This window comes from Nonomuraea sp. NPDC049152, from assembly GCF_040648355.1.
Taxonomy (GTDB): Bacteria; Actinomycetota; Actinomycetes; order Streptosporangiales; family Streptosporangiaceae; genus Nonomuraea.
The window spans coordinates 33,271-52,282 of record NZ_JBEZDO010000036.1 but is presented as its reverse complement, the minus strand read 5'-3'; the positions used below and the strand labels follow the sequence as shown (position 1 = coordinate 52,282).

The 19,012-nt window shown below is 70.6% G+C and carries 14 protein-coding genes; 2 read left to right on the top strand and 12 right to left on the bottom strand.

The window, feature by feature from the left end; translation table 11 throughout:
• Positions 1-66 precede the first annotated feature (66 nt).
• Positions 67-3,006, bottom strand: a complete 2,940-nt coding sequence (locus AB0B45_RS42910; RefSeq protein WP_358143368.1) for an acyltransferase domain-containing protein — start codon at positions 3,004-3,006, stop codon at positions 67-69.
• 175 nt (positions 3,007-3,181) lie between these two features.
• The gene (locus AB0B45_RS42905; protein WP_358143366.1) at positions 3,182-3,985 is read right to left on the bottom strand and encodes a helix-turn-helix transcriptional regulator; all 804 of its coding nucleotides are present in this window, start codon (positions 3,983-3,985) and stop codon (positions 3,182-3,184) included.
• 189 nt (positions 3,986-4,174) lie between these two features.
• Here AB0B45_RS42905 and AB0B45_RS42900 point away from each other — a divergent pair, with 189 nt between their 5' ends.
• Complete coding sequence (locus tag AB0B45_RS42900) at positions 4,175-5,512, top strand: AAA family ATPase (protein ID WP_358143364.1); 1,338 nt, start codon at positions 4,175-4,177, stop codon at positions 5,510-5,512.
• 12 nt (positions 5,513-5,524) lie between these two features.
• Here the strand turns inward: AB0B45_RS42900 and AB0B45_RS42895 are convergent, their stop codons facing one another.
• From AB0B45_RS42895 to AB0B45_RS42860, 8 genes are read right to left on the bottom strand one after another with little or no spacing between them, the layout of a single operon-like run.
• Positions 5,525-6,757: a SpoIIE family protein phosphatase gene (locus tag AB0B45_RS42895; RefSeq protein WP_358143362.1), complete on the bottom strand. Its 1,233-nt coding sequence runs from the start codon at positions 6,755-6,757 to the stop codon at positions 5,525-5,527.
• Entirely contained in the window at positions 6,732-7,190 is a 459-nt protein-coding gene (locus tag AB0B45_RS42890) for an ATP-binding protein (protein ID WP_358143463.1), read from the bottom strand. Before AB0B45_RS42890 ends, AB0B45_RS42895 begins: the two co-directional genes overlap by 26 nt.
• Positions 7,190-7,495 (bottom strand): anti-sigma factor antagonist, encoded by a 306-nt coding sequence (locus AB0B45_RS42885; protein ID WP_358143360.1) that lies wholly within the window; start codon positions 7,493-7,495, stop codon positions 7,190-7,192. Before AB0B45_RS42885 ends, AB0B45_RS42890 begins: the two co-directional genes overlap by 1 nt.
• Complete coding sequence (locus AB0B45_RS42880) at positions 7,492-9,522, bottom strand: alpha-amylase family glycosyl hydrolase (RefSeq protein ID WP_358143358.1); 2,031 nt, start codon at positions 9,520-9,522, stop codon at positions 7,492-7,494. The genes AB0B45_RS42885 and AB0B45_RS42880 overlap by 4 nt, the downstream gene beginning before the upstream one ends.
• Entirely contained in the window at positions 9,519-9,845 is a 327-nt protein-coding gene (locus tag AB0B45_RS42875; RefSeq protein ID WP_358143356.1) for an STAS domain-containing protein, read from the bottom strand. The genes AB0B45_RS42880 and AB0B45_RS42875 overlap by 4 nt, the downstream gene beginning before the upstream one ends.
• 2 nt (positions 9,846-9,847) lie before the next feature.
• Positions 9,848-12,256 carry an AGE family epimerase/isomerase gene (locus tag AB0B45_RS42870; protein ID WP_358143354.1) on the bottom strand — a complete coding sequence of 803 codons (2,409 nt, stop codon included), beginning with the start codon at positions 12,254-12,256 and terminating at the stop codon, positions 9,848-9,850.
• Positions 12,257-12,266: 10 nt separating this feature from the next.
• The gene (locus tag AB0B45_RS42865) at positions 12,267-13,853 is read right to left on the bottom strand and encodes a thiamine pyrophosphate-binding protein (RefSeq protein WP_358143352.1); all 1,587 of its coding nucleotides are present in this window, start codon (positions 13,851-13,853) and stop codon (positions 12,267-12,269) included.
• A 2-nt stretch (positions 13,854-13,855) separates the two neighbouring features.
• Positions 13,856-14,680: a type 1 glutamine amidotransferase domain-containing protein gene (locus AB0B45_RS42860; RefSeq protein WP_358143350.1), complete on the bottom strand. Its 825-nt coding sequence runs from the start codon at positions 14,678-14,680 to the stop codon at positions 13,856-13,858.
• A 163-nt stretch (positions 14,681-14,843) separates the two neighbouring features.
• Between AB0B45_RS42860 and AB0B45_RS42855 the strand changes: the two genes are divergently transcribed.
• Positions 14,844-16,472 (top strand): FAD-dependent oxidoreductase, encoded by a 1,629-nt coding sequence (locus AB0B45_RS42855; RefSeq protein WP_358143348.1) that lies wholly within the window; start codon positions 14,844-14,846, stop codon positions 16,470-16,472.
• Here the strand turns inward: AB0B45_RS42855 and AB0B45_RS42850 are convergent.
• Entirely contained in the window at positions 16,469-17,845 is a 1,377-nt protein-coding gene (locus AB0B45_RS42850) for an ATP-binding protein (protein WP_358143346.1), read from the bottom strand. The two genes, AB0B45_RS42855 and AB0B45_RS42850, sit on opposite strands and share 4 nt — an antisense overlap.
• Positions 17,842-18,897, bottom strand: a complete 1,056-nt coding sequence (locus AB0B45_RS42845) for a transposase (protein WP_358143344.1) — start codon at positions 18,895-18,897, stop codon at positions 17,842-17,844. Before AB0B45_RS42845 ends, AB0B45_RS42850 begins: the two co-directional genes overlap by 4 nt.
• Positions 18,898-19,012: the final 115 nt, after the last annotated feature.

Genomic DNA, 19,012 nt, shown 5'->3' with positions numbered 1-19,012 from the left:
TTGATACTGGCAGTCCGACTGCCACCCGGGAGGAGGCTCCCGAGGCGGGCCCTCCTCCCGAGGCGGTCAGGCCGAGGCTCGCAGTTCGGTGGCCAGTTCGAGCAGCGTGCCGGGGCCGAGCAGGTTGCGGATCGGCACGTCCACGCCCAGGTCGCGGCGCATCCTGTCCCTGAACCTGGTGGCCAGCACCGAGTCGAGCCCGAGGTGCGCGAGCGGGGTGTCGACGCCGACCTCGTGTCCAGGCACGGCCAGGACCTGCGCGGCCAGGCGGGCGACGGAGGCGGCGAGCTCGGCCTCCGACAGCCCCGCGAGGTCGGGCCGCGAGGAAGAGGCGGCGGGCGCGGGCTCAGGCGGCTGCGCGCTCTTGGCCGAGTCGGGCCAGAAACGCCGCCGCTGCCAGCGGTAGGCGGGCAGGGGGACGAACCCGCCCTCGGGGTGCAGCCGCTCCCACGCGGGTCTGCAGCCGAGCGCGAAGGCCCTGGCCAGCGCCGTGGCCAGGACGTCGGCTTCCGGCTCGGCCCGCTCCAGTGAGGAGACGACCGCGCCCCTGGCTCCGCTGGCCTGGATCTCCTCCTCGAGGGAGGACTGCAGCAGGGGGTGGGGGCTCATCTCGATGAAGACGGTGGGCCTGCCGCCGTCCATGACGGCCTGCGCGGCGTCGGCGAAGCGGACCGGCAGCCGCAGGTTCTCGAACCAGTAGCGGGCGTCCAGCTCCTCACCCTCGACGACCCTGCCCCACACGCTGGAGTGCAGCGGGACGGTGCCCTGCGCGGGCTTGAGCCCGGACAGCGTGTCGAGCAGCGCGTCGCGCAGCGGCTCCACCTGGGGGGCGTGCGAGGCGTAGTCGACGTCGACCCTGCGGCAGAACACGCCGCGCCGCCTCAGCGGCCCGACGACGTGCTCGAGTGCCGTGGCCTCGCCCGACAGCACGGTGGCGTACCTGCTGTTGACCACGCCCACGCACACCTGTCCGGCGTGCTCGCCGATGGCCTGGTAGGCGTCGTCCTCGCCGAGCGCCACGGCCCACATGGCGCCCGCCGACCCGCCCGTGTCGCGCAGCAGTCGGGCGCGTCTGCACGCGACGGCGGCGCCGTCGGCGACACTCAGCGAGCCCGAGACGACCGCCGCGGCGATCTCGCCCATGCTGTGGCCGATGAGCATGTCGGGTTCGATGCCCCACTCGCGCCAGACCGTGGCCAGGGCGACCTGCATCGCCCACAGCGTCGGCTGGATCTCGTCGACGGCCGTCATCGGGTGCTCGCCGAGCAGCACGTCGACCGGCGAGTAGCCGAGCTCGGCCTCCACCGCCTTGGCGCACTCGTGGAAGTGCCAGGCGAAGATCGGTTCGCGGGCCAGCAGGTCCCTGCCCATCCCCGCCCACTGGGCGCCCTGTCCGGGGAAGACGAACACCACCCTGGGCTGCCTGGCCACGCGGTTCTCGCCCGCGACGAGCGACCTGCCGTCGTCGAGCCCGCTCTCGCTGAACGCGCGCAGCGAGGCGGCCAGGGACTTGGCGTCGGGCCCGACGGCGGCCAGCCTGCGGTCGAGCTGGGACCTGCGGGCGCCGGCGCTGAAGCACACGTCCTCCAGCTCGGGTTCGCCCTCCAGCAGGTCGGCGTAGTCGGCGGCCAGCTCGCGCAGCGCCTGCGGGTCACGCGCCGACAGCGGCAGCACGTAGACGGGCCTCGGCCGCGCCGCGGGGCGCTCGTCCGGCTGGGGCGCCTCGGAGAGCACCAGGTGGATGTTGGTGCCCGACATGCCGAAGGAGCTCACGCCCGCCACGGCGGGCTGGTCGGGCCGCGGCCACTCCTGGGTGGCGGCGGCCAGTTCCACCGCCCGGTACGGCTCCCGCAGCACCTCGTGCGGCTCCTCGACGTGCAGGGTCGCGGGGATCGTGCGGTGCCGTACGGCGAGGGCGGTCTTGAGCAGGCCCGCCAGCCCCGCCACGAACTCGGTGTGGCCGATGTTGGACTTGACCGAGCCGACCAGGCACCTGTTCCCCTCTTCGCGTCCCTCCCTGAGGACCGCGTCGAGGGCGGCCAGCTCGGTCGGGTCGCCCGCGCGGGTGCCGGGGCCGTGCGCCTCGACGTAGCCGACGTCGCGGGGGGAGACGCCGGCGTCGAGGTAGGCCGAGCGCAGCATCTGCCGGTGCCCCTCCAGGCCCGGCGCGACCATGGACCCGCCGGTGCGGCCGTCATGGGTGCAGGAGGAGCCCAGGATGGTGGCGTAGACGCGGTCGCCGTCGCGCAGCGCGTGCGACAGCGGCTTGAGGATCACGCTGGCCACGCCCTCGCTGCGCACATAGCCGTCGCCGCGGACGTCGCCGAACATGCACTTGCCCGAACTGGACAGCACGCCCGCGTCGGCGAGGGAGAAGTAGAGGTCGGGCACGATCTGCAGGTTCGCGCCGCCGACGATGGCCAGGTCGGTCTCGCCGGACCACAGCGCCCTGCACGCCACGTGGACGGCCAGCAGCGACGTGGCGCACGCCGCCTCCACTCCCATGCTGGGGCCGCGCAGGTCGAGCAGGGTGGAGACGCGTCCGGGGAAGATGCCGCTGACGGCGGCGCCGAGCGCGGCGTGCATGTCGTAGAGGCCGACTCCGCGCAGCAGGTCCCAGTAGCCCGACGACAGCAGGCTCGTATAGACGGCGGTGTTGGTGCCCGCCAGGCTCTCTGCGGGGATGCCTGCGTCGGCGAGCGCCTCCCACGTGACCTCCAGCAGCACGCGCTGCTGCGGGTCGAGCCTGACCGCCTCGAAGGGCGAGACGCCGAAGAAACGCGCGTCGAAACCGGTGATGTCGTCCAGATAGCCGCCGGCGCCGCGCAGGACGTCGCGCCGCCTGCCGTGGTTGGTCTCGATGTCGAACCTGTCGTGCGGAATGGTGCCGATGACGTCTCTGCCCTCGGTGAGGACCTCCCATAGCTGGCCCAGGTCCTGCGCACCGGGCAACCTGCAGCTGGCACCGACGATGGCGACGGGATCTCGCCCATTGTTCTCGTGCATGGTCCCATTCCCGTCTGCGCGCGGGTCGCCGGTGAATTCGCGGCGATCGCGCACCCGTATTGATGGTTCACGACATCACCCAAGGTCTGGCGCGAGGGCAGGACTGTCAATTAACAGCTGACGAAATATCGGGAGACGACATGTTGCGGCAATTGCATTTCCTGGTGATTTCGGTTTACGCATCCATTGGATAATGGATAACCGCGCCGACTTTCGGCTCGTCGGGAGACAACAGAAGGATGATCCGGAGCTTGCGCGTGCCGAGTCGCGGATGGTTGACGACGCGGGTGAGCGCGCGGTGCTCCTGCACGTCGTGCTCGCGCCAGAAGCGCGTGAAGGCCTGGCTCGCCTTGGCGAACTCGGCGATCCTGGCCTGCATGCGCTCGTCGCCCGGCCACCTGGCCACCTCCGAGCGCCACCGGGCCACCAGGTCTCGGGTGTCCTCCTCCCAGTCGGGCAGCCGGTCGCGCGCCAGCGGCGAGAGCAGCACCCAGCGCAGGAAGTTGCGCTGCTCCTGCGGCATCGCGCCCCAGTCGTCGTACCACTCGGCGGCCGCCGGGTTCCACGCGAGCACGTCACAGTAGATGTTGGTCGCGTAGACCGGGTACTCGTGCCGCCGCATCAGCTCGACGAGCCCCCGCATCACCTCTCCCGCCGCCAGTTCGGGCTCCAGCGGCTGGGGGTTGGCCACCTGCCCGTGCGCCAGCGTGTGCATGTAGCGGCGCTCGTCCTCGGTGAGGCCGAGCACCCTGGCCAGGCTGTCGAGCACCTGGGTCGAGGGCCTGATGTCCCTGCCCTGCTCCAGGTAGGTGTACCAGGTGGGGCTGAGCCCCGCGAGAACCGCCACCTCCTCTCTTCTCAGTCCCTTGGTGCGCCGATGCCCCCCCGTGGGCAGGCCCACCTGATCGGGGCTGACCCGGCCCCTCCTGCTGCGTAAGAACCTGGCCAGTTCCTGACGATTCCAGTCGTCACCTGACACTGGACCCCCTGTACGACCCCCACCGCGTGAACAATAACCATGCAAAGTCCGACCCGAGTGTAGAAGGCCTGACCCGAGCTGTCATCGGTCCGTAGACCGATACGACAATCCATTTCGTCACATTGACATTGACCCGTTGCCGTGCCTCCCCCAAGCATTTCCATAGCGATCATTTGACAGGGGGACGGCATGGAGTGGCATTTCGTGGGCCGAAGTCAGCAGCTCACCTCGATCAGGGCGGCGCTGCGCGCGGCCAGACCTGGGTCGATCGTCATCACGGGGGAACGAGGCAGCGGGCGCAGTTCGCTGGTCGAACAGGCGTTGCGCTCACCGGAGGCGGCGGGCTACGACGTGGTCCGCCTGGACGCCACCGTCACGGCGGACGGCATCGCGGGCCGCGTTCCCAGCGACCCCGTCAAACCACTGCTCCTGGTCGTCGACGACGCGCACCTGAGCGGGCACGACAGCCTGCTGGCGCTGCGCGAGCTCGGCCGCAGGAAGATCGGCACCGTCCTGGTCACCGCCCTGTCGGGGGAGCAGGCCAGGCGCCCCGACCCCACCGACTGCCTGCGCTTCGAGCCGGGCACGCGCAGCCTGGCGCTGCCGCCGTTCACGGTCGGGGAGGTGGCGGCCCTGCTGTCCTCGCTCGCGGGCGGGCACGTCAAGCAGGCCACGGCCGACGCGCTGCACGCGGCGACGAGGGGAAACGCCGCGCTGCTGCGCGAGCTGCTCGTCGGGCGCGGGCTCGGCGCCCGGCTCAGCCGCGCCCACGGCGGGTGGGAGATGCAGGCGGTCACCGAGTGGCGCGCCAGGCCCGGCACGGTCGGGCCGCCCCTGCACCTGGTGGAGGCGACCTGGCAGGCGTGGTCGGCGCTGTGCTTCGACCGGGCCTACGAGCTGTGCAAGGCGGCCGCGTGGTGTGGGATGGGCCACCTGGTCGCGGTGCCGCTCGCGCACCTGCTGCTGCTGCGCGGCAGGCCGTACGACAGCATGAGGTTCCTGGACTCGCTGCCCGCGGGGGTGGTGGAGAACACCCCGCACCTGGCGCTGGCCAGGGCGATCAACCTGGCCTGCGGGCTGGGCAGCCCCGCGGCCGCGGCGGACTTCCTGCGGCGGGCCGGCTCGCCCTCGCGGCCCATGTACGACGCCTACCGGGCGTGGGTCATGGCGCTGACCGGCGGCGGCACGGACGGCGCCGCCAGGATCGAGAGGGGCGACAGGGAGAGCGCCCTGTTCGCGCACGCGGCGCAGGCGATGGTGACGCTGCGCGTCAGGCCGCAGGAAGCGGTCTTCCACCTGCGCAGGGCGCTGGCGCTGCTGGCGGGTGGCATGGGAGCCGGTCCGCCGTGGCTGACGCCGCACCTGACGGCCTGCCTGATCGACGCGCTGCTGCTGGCCGGCAGGAGCGCGGAGGCGACGCTGCTGGCCACCGGGTTCCACGGCGGGGAGGCGAGGTCGGGATGGGACGTCGCGGTCGCCGTCTCGATGGTGACGACGGCGACCGCGGCTGAGTCACCCGCTGCCTGAGCCGGCCCCGAGTCAGAGCGGGACCCTGCGGAGCGCGAGGGTGGTGATGTCATCCGACTGCTCCGCGGTCCCGACGAAGCGGCGCACGGCGTGGTCGACGGTGTCGAGCAGCCCCGCCGCCGGGCCCGGCCCGCCGAGCGTCTCGATCAGCCTGTCGGTGCCGAACAGCCGGTGATCGAGGTCGCGCGCCTCGACCACCCCGTCGGTGTAGGCGAACAGCGAGTCGCCCGGGGCGAGGTGGACGTGGCCGAGCGTGTAGGAGCTGTCGGCGAGCATGCCCACCGCGGGTCCCGTCGGCGGCAGCATGGTGCGGCGGCCGTCGGCGTGCAGCACGATGGGCGGGTTGTGCCCGCCGTTGATGTACAGCAGGTCGCCGGAGCGCGGGTTCAGCACGCCGAAGAACATCGTGGCGAAGTAACCCTGTTTCAGGTGGTTACGAGCCATGTACTGGTTGGTCCCCACGACGGCCTGGATGAGCGGTCCCGCGCCGAGCGACAGCAGCGGCAGCGTGCCGTCGTTCGACGCGCCGTTCACCGCCACGGCCAGGTCGTCGCTGACGCCGTGGGCCAGGCCGGTGTGCTCGGCGGTGTGCCGCAGCAGGGTCCTGATCAGCGCCATGAACAGCGCCGCCCCGACGCCCTTGTCGCAGACGTCGGCCACGACGAAGGCCACCCTGCGCCCGTTGACGAGGGTGAAGATGTCGTAGAAGTCGCCCGCCACCTGCCTGGCGGGGCGGAAGCTGGCCGCGATCTCCCATCCGTCCATCGCGGGCATCGACTCGGGCAGGAACCCCGCCTGGATCTCGCGGGCGATGCTCAGCTCACGCTCGTACTCGCGCAGGCTGGCCAGCGCCGCCATCTCCTCGACCGTGCTGCTGAGCTGCCAGCGCTCCCAGCAGGAGTTGACCCTGCTGCGCAGCAGGCTGGGCAGGAACGGCCTGGTCAGGTAGTCGAAGCCGCCGCGCACGCACTCTTCGAGCGCGGCCAGGTCCTCGCCGGGGAAGGCCACGATGGTGGGGGTGCGGCCTTCGACGACGAAGCGCCGGCTGACCAGCGCCATCCGGTGCAGCCCGACGGAGGCCGACACCAGCAGCAGGTCAGGGTGCGGCCAGGCGTGGTGCGTGGCCAGGTCGTCGGGGGCGGCGTGCCGTACGTCGAAGCCTTCCTTTCTCAGCGCGCCGTCCAGCTCGAGCACCGCCTCCGAGGCGGCGTCGGCGGTCTCAGCGATCACGAGGGCATTCGGCATCGGCTTCTCCATCCCGTCCGAGCAGCCGCATGACGAGAATGTTGCGGTTGCGTCCCTCGACGAACTCGTAACTGAACTCGTCCACCTTCTTCAGCGCCAGCAGCAGGCCGTAGCCGCCCTCCTCACGCTCGCAGGGCGGTACGGCCAGCCTGGGCGCCGGATCGTAGAGCGTGGGATCGAAGGGCGGCGCGTCGTCCTCGATCCACACGCGCAGCCGGTCGCGCTCGATCTCACCCGCGATGTCCACCACTCCCCCGCAGCCGCGGTAGCCGTGGTGGGCGATGTTCGTGGTGATCTCGTCGGCCGCCAGCCGCAGCCAGTAGGTCTGGTGGGTGGTGAGGCCCGCCTCGTCGGCCAGCGCCTCGACGAAGTCGGCCACCACCCCTGGCATCGACGTGTTCGACCCGTCAATCCTGAGGCGATAGGCGAGCATCACGTCATCACGATGCTGCGGTCGAAGCCGGTGAGCCTGATGGTCTCGGCGACCTCGGGCTGCGTGCCGATCAGCGTGATCTCCGAGCCGCGCGGCAGCTTCTGGTGGGCGAAGACCAGGCAGCGCACCCCGGCCGACGACATGTAGGTCAGCTCGTCGAGCAGGAGCACCAGCTTGCCGACCCGCTGCTCGACGGCCTCGCCCACGAGCTGGTTCAGCTCGGGCGCCGACCGCCCGTCGAGCTCGCCGGACAGCCTTATCGTCGCGGTGTCCCCTTCGACGTTCATTTTCACCTGGAAACTCATTGATCTTCCCTCTCGTGCGTGACCAGAACGAGGACGCTCCGCGGGCCGATCTCCACTTGGGACTGGTCGGCGAGCGGCGGTTCCGCCCCCGGCTCGTGGGCGTCCCACGGGGACGCCGCCGCGGTGTCGGCGAACAGGTGCCAGGCCATGCCGCGCGGTGGCGCCGGCAGGTCGAGCGTGTGGCCCTCCCAGTAGGAGTTGGCGGCGACGTAGACGCAGTCGTCGCCGCCGCCGTCGAACATCGCGGCCATCAGCCTGCAGTGGGTGGACCAGTCGGGCGCCCAAGCCCGCACGCCGTGCCAGGTGACCTGCTCGGGGCTGCCGCTCCTGAGCACGGGGTGGGCCCGCCTGAAGGCGATGACCCTCCTGACGAAGGCGAACAGGTCGGCGTTGTCCTCGACCAGCCCCCAGTCGAACCACGTCAGTGGGCTGTCGTGGCAGTAGGCGTTGTTGTTGCCCAGCTGGGTACGGCCCGCCTCGTCGCCGGCGAGCAGCATCGGGACGCCCCTGCTGGCCAGCAGGAGCAGCAGGGCGTTGCGGGTCTGGCGGCCCCTGGTGGACAGGACCCCGGGATCGTCGGTCTCGCCCTCGACACCGCAGTTCCACGACAGGTCGTTGTTGTCGCCGTCCCTGTTGTGCTCGCCGTTGGCGTCGTTGTGCTTGTGGTTGTAGGACACCAGGTCGCGCAGGGTGAAGCCGTCGTGGGAGGTGATGAAGTTGACGGTGGCCGAGGTGCCCCTGCGGCTGTACATGTCGGGCGAGCCGACCAGTCTGGTGGCCATCTCGCCCGTGACGCCGAGGTCGCCCTTGAGAAACCTGCGCAGGGTGTCGCGGTAGCGGCCGTTCCACTCCGACCACCTGAAGTAGTCGGGAAAGCTGCCCACCTGGTAGAGGCCCGCCGCGTCCCACGCCTCGGCGATGAGCTTGCAGTCGCGCAGCACCGGGTCGTAGGCCAGGGACTCCAGCAGCGGCGGGTTGTGCAGCAGCTCGCCGTCGGCGCCCCTGCCGAGGATGGCCGCCAGGTCGAACCTGAACCCGTCGATGTGGAACTCCGCGGCCCAGTAGCGCAGGCAGTCGAGCACGAAGCCGCGCACCACCGGATGGTTGCAGTTGAGCGTGTTCCCGGTGCCGCTGAAGTTGTAGTAGTGCCCGTCGGGGGTGAGCATGTAGTAGGTGGCGTTGTCCAGGCCCTTGAGCGTGATGGAGGGGCCGCGCTCGTCGCCCTCGCCCGTGTGGTTGAAGACCACGTCGAGGAGCACCTCGATGCCCGCCTTGTGCAGCTCCTTCACCATGTGCTTGAACTCGTCGACCTGCATGTGGTGGCGGCCCGTTGCGGCGTAGGAGGCCTTGGGCGCGAAGAAGCCGAGGGGGTTGTAACCCCAGTAGTTGACGCCGGTGAAGATGTTGTCGGTCTCGTCGAACTCGAAGACCGGCATCAGCTCGACGCAGTTCACGCCGAGCCGCCGCAGGTAGGGGATCTTCTCGACCAGGCCGGCGTAGGTGCCGGGCGCCGAGACGCCCGAGGAGGGGTCCATCGTGAAGCCGCGCACGTGCAGCTCGTAGATCACCAGGTCCTCGTGCGGCAGCAGCGGCGAGCGGTCGCCCTCCCAGTCGAAGTCGTCGAGGGCGACGCGCGACCTGTGCCGGTAGGGGTCGATGCCGGTGCTCATCCTGGCGTAGGGGTCGGCCAGGACCTGGGAGGTGTCGAAGCGGTGGCCCCTGTGCGGTTCGTGGGGGCCGTCCGCGCGGTAGCCGTACTCGATGTCCTCGGGGTCGAGGTCGAAGACGGTCATCGAGTGGACGCCGCCGATCCTGAACGCCTCGGGAAAGGGCAGCTCGGCCATCGGCTCGGGCTCGCCCGCCTTGTAGAGCACCAGCGAGATGGACGTGGCGTGGTTGGAGTAGACGGAGAAGTTGACGCCGCCCGGCACCCTGGTGGCGCCGAAGGGCAGCGACCGTCCCGCGCGCACGGGGAAGCCGGCGATCCGATGGGTGGGGTAGGCGTCGATCGGCTCCAGCGCCCTCATACCGCCAGCGCCTCCTCCAAGGACTCGACCACGGTGAAGAAGCCGAGGAACCCCGTCGCGTCCATGACCGCGCGGACGTCGGACGGCAGCCCGGTCAGCGCCAGCCTTGCCGCGCTCCCCTGCGCGCGCCGGTAGATGAGCAGCAGCACTCGCAGCCCGGCGCTGGACATGTAGGTGGTGCGGCTCATGTCGAGCACCACCAGGCCCTCGTCGGGGAAGACCGCCTCGAGGTCCTGCTGCACCTTGGGCGCGGTCGCGCTGTCGAGCGTGCCGTCCATGGTGATGACGGTGACCTCGCCCACGAGGTGTTTGCGAACGTCCATCTCTACTCCTCGACCGGCGCCAGGTGCGCGCGCACCGTCACGGGCACCGAGGTGTCGGGCAGCTTCACGGTCATCGCGGCGGCGTCGAACAGCTGGTACGGCGCGCCGTCGACCTCGACCCACTCGAGCCTGACCCTGCCGGGCGGCAGCGCGTCCGGCGCGACCCTCAGCACCCTGTCGGTGAACCCGTCGGGCCGCGGCTTGAACCACAGCGTGAGCGGCTCCCCGTCCAGCAGCAGCCGCTGGTAGACGGTGGCCAGGAAGCACAGCTCGGCGGCGTGGCACATGCTCATCGAGTGGCTGCCCTTGAACCGCTCGGTGCCCAGCAGGTACGGGTGACCGTCGGCGAGCACGTTGAAGTAGACGCCGCCCTCGTCGTGGTCGAGGAAGAAGGCGTTGTAGAAGGCCGCCGACTCCCTCGCCCTGCGCAGGAACTCGCCCTCGCCGGTGAGGCCCGCCAGGATCTGGTAGGCGAGGATCGCCTGCTCCTGCTGCCACCAGGCCTTACGGTCGTGCCAGGTGAAACGGTGGATGCTCTGGCCTGGCTCGAGCGTGCGCTCGACCACGTCGTACCAGCCGCCGCGCTGCGGGTCGCTGCCGTAGCCCGGCATCTTCTGGCCGATGCCGGTGGCCAGCCGCTGGTAGCGCTCCTTCGGCCGGATCGACATCATCCGCATCAGGTTCCAGGCGATCTTGAGGTTGTGGCCGACGACCGCCCTGTTCTGCTGCCAGTGCCAGCTGGTGTCGGGCGACCAGTCGGCGTGGAAGCGCTCCTGGACGTAGGGGCTGTCCTGCCTGGGCATGTGCTCGACGATCAGGTCGAAGGTCTCCTCCAGCATGGCGGCGTGCCGCTCGTCGCCGGTGGCGAGGAACAGGTTGATCAGGTAGGCGGGGGCGTGGTCGCCGACGGAGTTCCAGTTCTTCCTGGACCTGTTGGGGCCGAGCGACTCGTGGTGCGGGCTGAGCAGGATCGGGTCGATGTGGGAGTAGTAGCCGCCCTTGTCCGGGTCGTGGAAGAACTTGGCGAACAGCCGCAGCGTGCCTTCGACGTCGGAGGCGATGCGCGGGTCGCCGGTCAGGCGGTAGAGCTGGGTGGGCCCTGCCAGGGCGTAGATCTGCTCGTACATCGGGATGGCGTCGTAGTCGTCGCCGAACTCGGAGGTGAACAGCTTGCGCTCGCCGCCGTCGCGCAGGTCGATGCCGTGGTACCAGTAGACGACGTCCTCGTCGCGGTCCACGAAGCGCATGTGCTCGCGCAGGTAGGCTGCGCCGTGCTCGGCGACCTCCAGGAAGTCCTCGTCGCCTGTGAGCATGTAGGCGGAGGACATGCCGTAGATCATGCGGGAGATCGTGTCGGTCTCCTGCACGTGGTGGTCGACCTTGTCGCCGCCGAGCCGCAGCATGGTGCGGTAGGAGGCGTAGTCGATCGGGCCCTCGGTGCCGAACTGCGCCCTGCGGTAGAACCTGCCGAGCTCGCGGATCTGGCGCACCCACCAGTCGGGCTGCTCGAAGGTGTAGTCGCCCGAGGCCTTGCCGAGGAAGGTCAGCGATTTGGCCTCGACGGTGTAGGAGCCGTGCTCGGGATAGAAGATCCCGTGGGCGAACAGGTAGCTGCCCGGCGTGAGCAACTGGTCCAGGTGGCCGGAGGCGTCGAGGTACGGCTCGGCCAGGTTGCGCAGGTACTGCGCGGTCGTGGTGGACGTGAGCCGCACCTGGACCCGCCTGCCGTCGTTGGTCCTGAGGCCGATCAGGCCCGACTCGAAGTCGGTGACGTAGCCGGCGACGAGGTCGGAGAAGGTGAAGTCGGGCCGGTAGCCCGTCTCCGCCGGCTGCTCGGCGGGCTTCTCCGCGGCCACGAGGTCGATGATCATGCGGGCGAACTCGTGGCAGTGGTCGGCGCTGCGGGCCGTCACCAGGTCACGGTCGACCACGATGTCCTGGTCGGTGTAGGTGGCGCCCATGTTGCGCACGTCGCCGACCAGGTTGTTGTGGCAGGTCACCCTGCGGTCCCTCACGACCTCGGGGATCGGCGAGACGAGCCACATCCCGTGGCAGATGATGCCCTTGACCACGCCGGGGTCGGCGAAGGCATCCCTCAGCAGCTTCACCGCGGGCGCGAGTTCACGCACGTCCTCGCTGTAGCGCAGCCGATCGGACACCATGCCCGACGGCACGATGAGCACGTCGATCGCGCTCAGGTCGGCGCTCTCCAGGTCCCCCGTCACGGTGAACGGCAGCTGGTACTCGTGCCCCTTGAAGGTGATCGAGTCCTGGCCCCACAGGCGGGTGAGGAACTCCACCCGCGCCCCCTCCTCGGTGAAGCGGCGCTGGTAGTAGTGCAGCTCGGGCTCGACGTAGTCGCTCTCCATCAGGATCGCGACCGTGCGTCCTGCCAGTCGCTTCTCACTCACGGTGCACCTCTCAGGTCGTCACGAGATCGACTAGGAACGGGCCCTGCTCGGCGAGCATGCGGGCGACAGCCGACTCCACCTGGGCCGGCTTGGCGACCTTGACGGCCGGTACTCCGAGACCCTTGGCCAGCCTGACGAAGTCGATCTCGGGGTGGGACAGGTCGAAACCCTCGGGGTGGGGGTGCGAGGCGACCCCGCGCTCGCGCCAGTACTGCTCCAGGTTGTCGTCGAGCAGCTGGTAGCGGCGGTTGTCGCAGATGACGAAGCGGGCGGCCACGCCGTACCTGACGGCGGTCCACAGCGCCTGGAAGGTGTACATGCTGCCGCCGTCCCCCGTGAAGGCGACCACCTCGGCCTCGGGCCTGGCCAGCTTGATCCCGATCGCCCCCGGGATGCCGACGCCGAGCGAGCCGCCCCTGGTGAGGAAGTAGCTGCCCGGCAGGCGCGGCGGCAGGTGCCTGAGCAGGGCGGGCGAGGAGGTCAGCGCCTCGTCGAAGACGACGAGGCCCTCCGGCGCGCGCCTGGCCAGCTCCGCGGCGAACAGGTCCATCATCGTGTCCCCGTACGGCTCGGCCGGCCGCTCCTCGAGCGGCTCCCCCGGGCCGAGCCGCTCGGCCAGCGCGGCGAGCGTGGCTTTGGGGTCGGCGACGAGCGCGACGTCCACGGGGAAGTTCTTGGCGATCTCGTAGTCGTCGAGGTCGATGTGCACGATCGCGCAGCCCTGCGGGAAGGGGCTGTCCAGCAGCGGGAACACCTCGGGGAAGACGTAGGTCCCGACGATGAGGACCGCGTCGGCGCCCTCGAGCGCGGCCGCGCTGTGCTCGCCGAACATGTGGCCGAGCTGCCCCTTGTAGAGCGGGTGGGTGGTGTCGATGTTCAGCTCGGAGGAGTCGACGCCCCACACGGGCGCGCCGAGCGCCTCGGCGACCGCGGCCAGTTCGGCCTGGGCGTCGGAGACCGACACCCCGTCGCCCATGAGGACGACCGGCCTGCGGGCGCCGCGCAGCGCGGCCACCGCCCGCTCCAGTTCCCCTGGCACGGGCAGTGTGGCCTTGCTCGGGATCGTGCTGGGCACGGCCGGCTCGGTGGTCAGCTCGTCGAGGACGTCCATCGGCAGCGAGACGAAGACGGGGCCGCGCGGCGGCGTCATCGCCGTCTTGACCGCGCGGCGCAGCACCCTCAGCACCGAGCCAGGGTGGGTGACCCTGGTGGCGTACTTGGTCACGGGCCTGGCCATGGCCACCAGGTCGGCGGCCATCTGCGAGTCCATCGACTCGTAGCGCACGCCCGCCTCGCCCGCGATCACCACGAGCGGCGAGTGGCCGCGCTTGGCCTGGTAGAGCATGCCGACGGCGTTGCCGAGGCCGACCCCGGTGTGCAGCTGGACCAGCGCGGGCCGCGCGCCGGCCCTGGCGTAGCCGTCGGCGATGCCGACGGCGGCCGCCTCCTGCAGCGCCAGGATGTAGCCCATGGCCTGCGTCTCCTCCAGCACGTCGAGGAAGCCCTGCTCCACGGTGCCGGGGTTGCCGAACATCAGCGAGATGCCGTCGGCCGCGAACTGCTCGAAGATCGCGTTCTTCGCTGGGCGCGCGGTCATGGTCACCAGCCGTAACGCCGCAGGCCGGACTCGAGCACCTCGACCAGCTTCGCGCCCGCCGGGTAGGAGTCGGGCGTCGAGCGGGCGGTGACGAACGGGTAGTCCACGATCACCGACGTCTCCTTGCCCACGTTGCCGTGGTAGCGCCCGTCGGGGCCCGTCGCGTCACGCAGGATGTACTCCAGCGGGTACGGCGGCGGCCCCATGTTGAAGTCCACGCCGAAGAAGCCGGTGCCGTCCTTGTAGTCGTACTCCTTGCAGTGCCCCGTGACGTGCTTGCCCCAGAGGATGCTGGCCCTGTCCTCCCAGTCGCGGGCGAAGGCCAGGCAGGCGATGCCGTAGCACTCGGCCAGGATCGGCTTGTCCGCGCGCACGAAGGCGAGGACGAGGTCGTGCACCCTGCCGTTGTTGGCCAGGTCCACGATCGGGCCGCTGCCGCCGACGATGACGAGCGCGTCGTAGCGCGCGATGTCGTCGGCGACCCTGCCGAGTTCCCTGTAGTAGGCCTCGACCTTCCTGAGGTAGCCGTCGGCGCTGTTGTAGGGGCGCTCGGGAATCCAGTCGGCGAGGCTGAGCGGGTCGTCGAGCCTGTTCGACTCGTCGACGCGCCTGGCTTCCACGGCCACTTCGGGAGTGGTCACCGAGCGGCCCAGCGGCGGGTCGACGTAGCCCGGGTCGAGGCTTGGGGGCAGGGCGTGCGCGCGCTTGCCCGTGGGCGTGGCGATGACGCTCTGGTAGCCCTGCTTGTCGAAGGCGGTCAGCGGGCCGACCAGCTCCTCGCCCCAATATCCGAACTCGGAGAGAACAATGAGAATGGTGCGCGACATCGATCACTCCCGTTGTTAGGTGAATCGTCCGCGTTCGGAGTCAAACAAGCGCGGCTATTCACCGGCAAGGCGCCGGGTCCCATTCCGTCAAGTCAGCGAATTCATCCGGCACTTCGTCAGGTGGCGCCGTGGTTGTGCGGAATTCGTGTGCAGAATGCGAAACATGCACGAGCCGCACCGCCCGGTCCTTCTGGCCGTGGACGACGACGACCACGTGCTCCGCGCGGTCAGGCGCGACCTGGCGCGCGCCTACCGGGAGCGTTTCCGAGTCCTCGCGTCGGGGTCGCCGCTGGAGGCGATCCAGCTCCTCGACACGCTGCTCCAGCGTGACGAGCAGCCGGCGCTGATCCTGGCCGACCAGCGGATGCCCGAGATGACGGGCATCGAGTTCCTGGCCGAGGCCGCCCGTCGCTTCCCCTCCGCCAAACGGGTCCTGCTGACCGCCTACGCCGACACCGGTGTCGCCATCGCGGCGATCAACGAGGTGCGGCTCGACCACTACCTGACCAAGCCGTGGGAGCCGCCGCAGGAGCGGCTGTATCCCGTGCTCGACGAGCTGCTGGCCGACTGGGAGTCCGGTTACGAGCCGCCGTACCAGGGGATCCGCATCCTCGGGCACCGGTTCGCGCCGGCCACGCACCGGCTGCGTGACCTGCTCACCCGGCATCGCCTGCCGTTCAGGTTCGAGGAGGCGGGCTCGCAGGACGCCGACCTGCCGGTGGTGGTGCTGCCCGAGGGCGAGCGCCTGGTCAGGCCGAGCCACGGCGAGCTGGTCACGGCGCTCGGCCTGGCGGCCGAGCTCAGCCATCCGCACTACGACGTGGCGATCGTCGGCGGCGGGCCGGCGGGCCTGGCCGCGGCGGTCTACGCCTCCTCCGAGGGGATGGCCACACTGCTGGTGGAGGCGTACGTGCCGGGCGGTCAGGCGGGCACCTCCAGCAGGATCGAGAACTATCTCGGCTTCCCCTCCGGCATCTCGGGGGTGGACCTCACGGGCAGGGCGGTGACACAGGCGCTCAGGTTCGGCGTCGACGTGCTGGCCCCCGTCGAGGCGGTGGGGCTGCGCAGGGCGGGCAGGGCGTGCCTGCTGAGCCTGTCGGACGGCAAGGAGGTCACCGCCGCCACGGTGCTGCTGTCGACGGGCCTGTCCTACCGCAGTCTCGCCGCCGACGGCGCCGAGCGCTTCGAGGGCGCGGGCATCTACTACGGCGCGACGACCTCGGAGACCGAGTCGTGCGCCGGCAGGCACGTCTGGATCGTGGGCGGCGCCAACTCGGCAGGGCAGGCCGCGCTCCACTTCGCCAGGAACGCCAGGCACGTCACCATGGTGGTGCGGGCCGGGTGCCTGTCCAGCGGCATGTCGGCCTACCTGGTCGACGAGATCGAGGCGACCGCCAACATCACGGTCAGGCCGTACACGACCGTGGTCTCGGCCGAGGGCGGCGAGCGGCTGGAGCGCATCACGCTGCACGACGCGGAAAGCGGCGCGAAGAGCACCGAGGAGGCCGAGTACGTCTTCACCTTCATCGGGGCCAGGCCGCGCACCGAGTGGCTGGACGGCATGGTCAGCAGGGACGAGCACGGATTCCTGCTGACCGGGCCCGATCTCGGGCCCGCGGCGGCGCTGCCGGAGTGGGACCTGCCGCGCTCGCCGCTGCTGCTGGAGACGAGCGTGCCAGGCGTGTTCGCGGCGGGCGACGCGCGGGCGAACTCGGTGAAGCGGCTGGCCTCCAGCGTGGGCGAGGGCGCGATGGCGGTCGCGATGATCCACCGCTACCGGGCCGAGAGCTAGCCGAGCGGCAGCCGGACGACGAAGCGGGTGTCGCCTGGCACGGAGGTCACCTCCATGGTGCCGCCGTGCCTGCGGGTGACGATGTCCATGCTGAGGTGCAGGCCGAGGCCGGTGCCCTTGCCGACGTCCTTGGTGGTGAAGAACGGCTGGAAGACGCGGGGCAACACGTCGGCGGGGATGCCTTGACCGGTGTCGCGGATCTCCACCGCCGCGTGGCCGCCCTCACACCTGGTGCTGATCGTCAGCTCGCCCGCGCCGGCCATGGCGTCGACGGCGTTGTCGATGAGGTTGGTCCACACCTGGTTGAGGTCGCCGGGGAACACCTTCAGCGAGGGCACGCAGCCGTAGTCGAGACGCACGCTGATGCCGCGCAGCCTGGGCGCCATGAGGGCGAGCGTGGCCTCGAGGCCCTCGCGCAGATCCACCTCGCGCTCGGGCGCCCTGTCCAGGTTGGTGTAGGAGGCGGTGCGCCGGACCAGCTCGACGACCCGCCGGCCCGCCTCGGCCGCGTCCTCGGCCAGCGCGCCCGCCTGCAACGCCATGGCGAGGTAGGCGACGGCGGGGCCCAGCGCCTCCGGCCGCACGCCCGCGGCCAGCTCGTCGAGGACGGCCCGGCTCACGCCGTGCTCGGCCAGGACGACGCCGAACTCGTCGCCCTTCCCGCCGAGCAGGTCGTGCTCGTCGAGCCAGGTCTCGACGTCGTCGACGGCGTCGGCGGCGGCCAGCGCGTCCTGCGGCTCGCGCCGCGCGTGCGCGGAGCGCGCCTGCTCGACCAGCCGGCGCTCCGGCTCGGCCGACAGCTCGCCCCAGACCATCGCGGCGCCCTCCAGGTCGGGCAGCGCCGACCTCAGCTCGCCCGTCGCCCGTACGGAGGCGGCCGCGGGATTGTTGAGCTCGTGCGCCAGGCCGGCGGCCAGCATCCCGAGCCCCTGGAGCATGTGGCTGTGCCCCGCCTGCCGCTCCATGCCGTTGATGCGCATGGCGAGCACGGGCAGCAGCACCCTGCACACCTGCGGGCAGCGCTCCATCATGTCGAAGAAGGCGGCCTTGTCGTAGACCATGACCTGGGCCGAGCCCACGGCGACCGCCGAGGCGAGGTAGTCGCCGCCCGTCAGCAGCGGCAGCTCCCCGGTGAACTGGTGCTCCATCCCGCCGCCGAGATGCCTGGCCAGCACCTCCTCCCTGCCGCCGACGTCCTTGCTGATCACCAGCTCGCCGTCGAGCAGCACGAAGAAGGCCTCGGCCACCTGGCCCTCCTGGAAGATCATCTCCCCGTCGGCCAGTTCCTTGAACACGCCGGCCTCGGCCAGCCAGTCGAGCTGTTCGCCGGAGAGCCCGGCGAACAGCTCGATCTCGGCGAGGCGGTCGGTCATCCGTGGGGGCGCAGGCACAGCTCCTCCGAGCCCTTCCCGTCGAGGACGTCGCCTTCGAGTCCGCGCAGCAGCCGGTAGCCGTGCGCGACGGACACGAGTGTCACATGGTGGTGCCAGCCGGGGAAGGACCTGCCCTCGAAGTGCTGCAGCCCGGATTCGGCCGACGCCCTGGTCAGCTCGGCCGCCGCCCTGTTGCGCAGGCCGACGAGCCCGGCCAGGTCGGGCAGCCTGGACCTGCCGTCGGCCAGCCAGATCGGCCTGGCGCCCGGACCTGCCTGCCACCTGTTGCCCTCGTACGGCCGGCCCGCCACGGCGTGCAGCCTGGGCCTGACGGGTTCGAGCAGCGGCCTGGCCGCGATCCCCGGACCGATCGAGGCCAGCGTGCCGGGCGTGACGCGCACCAGGTACGGCAGGCCCCGCTCGGCGAGCCCGGCCAGCAGCGGGTCCGCCCTGGGCGTCGCCCTGGCGTCGAGCACGATCGGCGCAGGCGGCAGCCCCCAGTCGATCACCATCTCGTCGATGGCCTCCAGGAGGTGCCGCCAGCGCGGCTTGCTGCGCTCGTGGTGCGGCAGCCGGGTCCTGCCGCGCCTGTCGGGGTCCTCGTCCCACGAGCGGGGAAGCAGCAGCCGCCAGTTGACCGGGCAGCCGCCGTGCTCCCCCACCAGCACCAGGGCCAGCCCGACCTGGCAGTTGACCAGGCGGCCCGCCGAGTGGACGAACTGGCGGGCCACCCCGACGGAGTTGGCGCCGTTCTTGGGGAACACGACTTCCTCGAGCACCCACGCCTTGGGCCTGATCGCCTCGACCAGGAGCTGCGCCAGGCGCTGCCGTACCGGGGCCCAGTCCCACGGGCTCTGGTTGACGAACTGCTGCAGGCACTGGTCGACCGGCCTGCCCACCACGTGGTCGGAGATCCTGCGGATCGACTTGCGCCCCGGCACCGACACCAGGCCCTGTACGTAGACCTCGCCCCACCGGCGCTGGTCGGACCGCAGGAAGGTGGAGAAGACGTCTTCGCAGAAAGGTGTGAGCCAGGTCCCCCGCGATTTCACATTCGTGTATATGGCCATGTGGCCGCCCCTAATATTCGAACTCTCCCCTTACGTAGTAATTATTGAAAAATCAGAGGCTTTCTGACAGAAGCCCTTTATGGTGGCATCGCCAGTT

Bases quoted from the DNA above. Each gene is read 5' to 3' on its own strand.
- AB0B45_RS42885 (WP_358143360.1), bottom strand. From the start codon at position 7,495: ATGAGTTTCCAGGTGAAAATGAACGTCGAAGGGGACACCGCGACGATA.
- AB0B45_RS42890 (WP_358143463.1), bottom strand. From the start codon at position 7,190: ATGCTCGCCTATCGCCTCAGGATTGACGGGTCGAACACGTCGATGCCA.
- AB0B45_RS42855 (WP_358143348.1), top strand. From the start codon at position 14,844: ATGCACGAGCCGCACCGCCCGGTCCTTCTGGCCGTGGACGACGACGAC.
- AB0B45_RS42910 (WP_358143368.1), bottom strand. From the start codon at position 3,006: ATGCACGAGAACAATGGGCGAGATCCCGTCGCCATCGTCGGTGCCAGC.
- AB0B45_RS42875 (WP_358143356.1), bottom strand. From the start codon at position 9,845: ATGGACGTTCGCAAACACCTCGTGGGCGAGGTCACCGTCATCACCATG.
- AB0B45_RS42895 (WP_358143362.1), bottom strand. From the start codon at position 6,757: ATGCCGAATGCCCTCGTGATCGCTGAGACCGCCGACGCCGCCTCGGAG.
- AB0B45_RS42860 (WP_358143350.1), bottom strand. From the start codon at position 14,680: ATGTCGCGCACCATTCTCATTGTTCTCTCCGAGTTCGGATATTGGGGC.
- AB0B45_RS42865 (WP_358143352.1), bottom strand. From the start codon at position 13,853: ATGACCGCGCGCCCAGCGAAGAACGCGATCTTCGAGCAGTTCGCGGCC.
- AB0B45_RS42880 (WP_358143358.1), bottom strand. From the start codon at position 9,522: ATGAGGGCGCTGGAGCCGATCGACGCCTACCCCACCCATCGGATCGCC.
- AB0B45_RS42850 (WP_358143346.1), bottom strand. From the start codon at position 17,845: ATGACCGACCGCCTCGCCGAGATCGAGCTGTTCGCCGGGCTCTCCGGC.
- AB0B45_RS42900 (WP_358143364.1), top strand. From the start codon at position 4,175: ATGGAGTGGCATTTCGTGGGCCGAAGTCAGCAGCTCACCTCGATCAGG.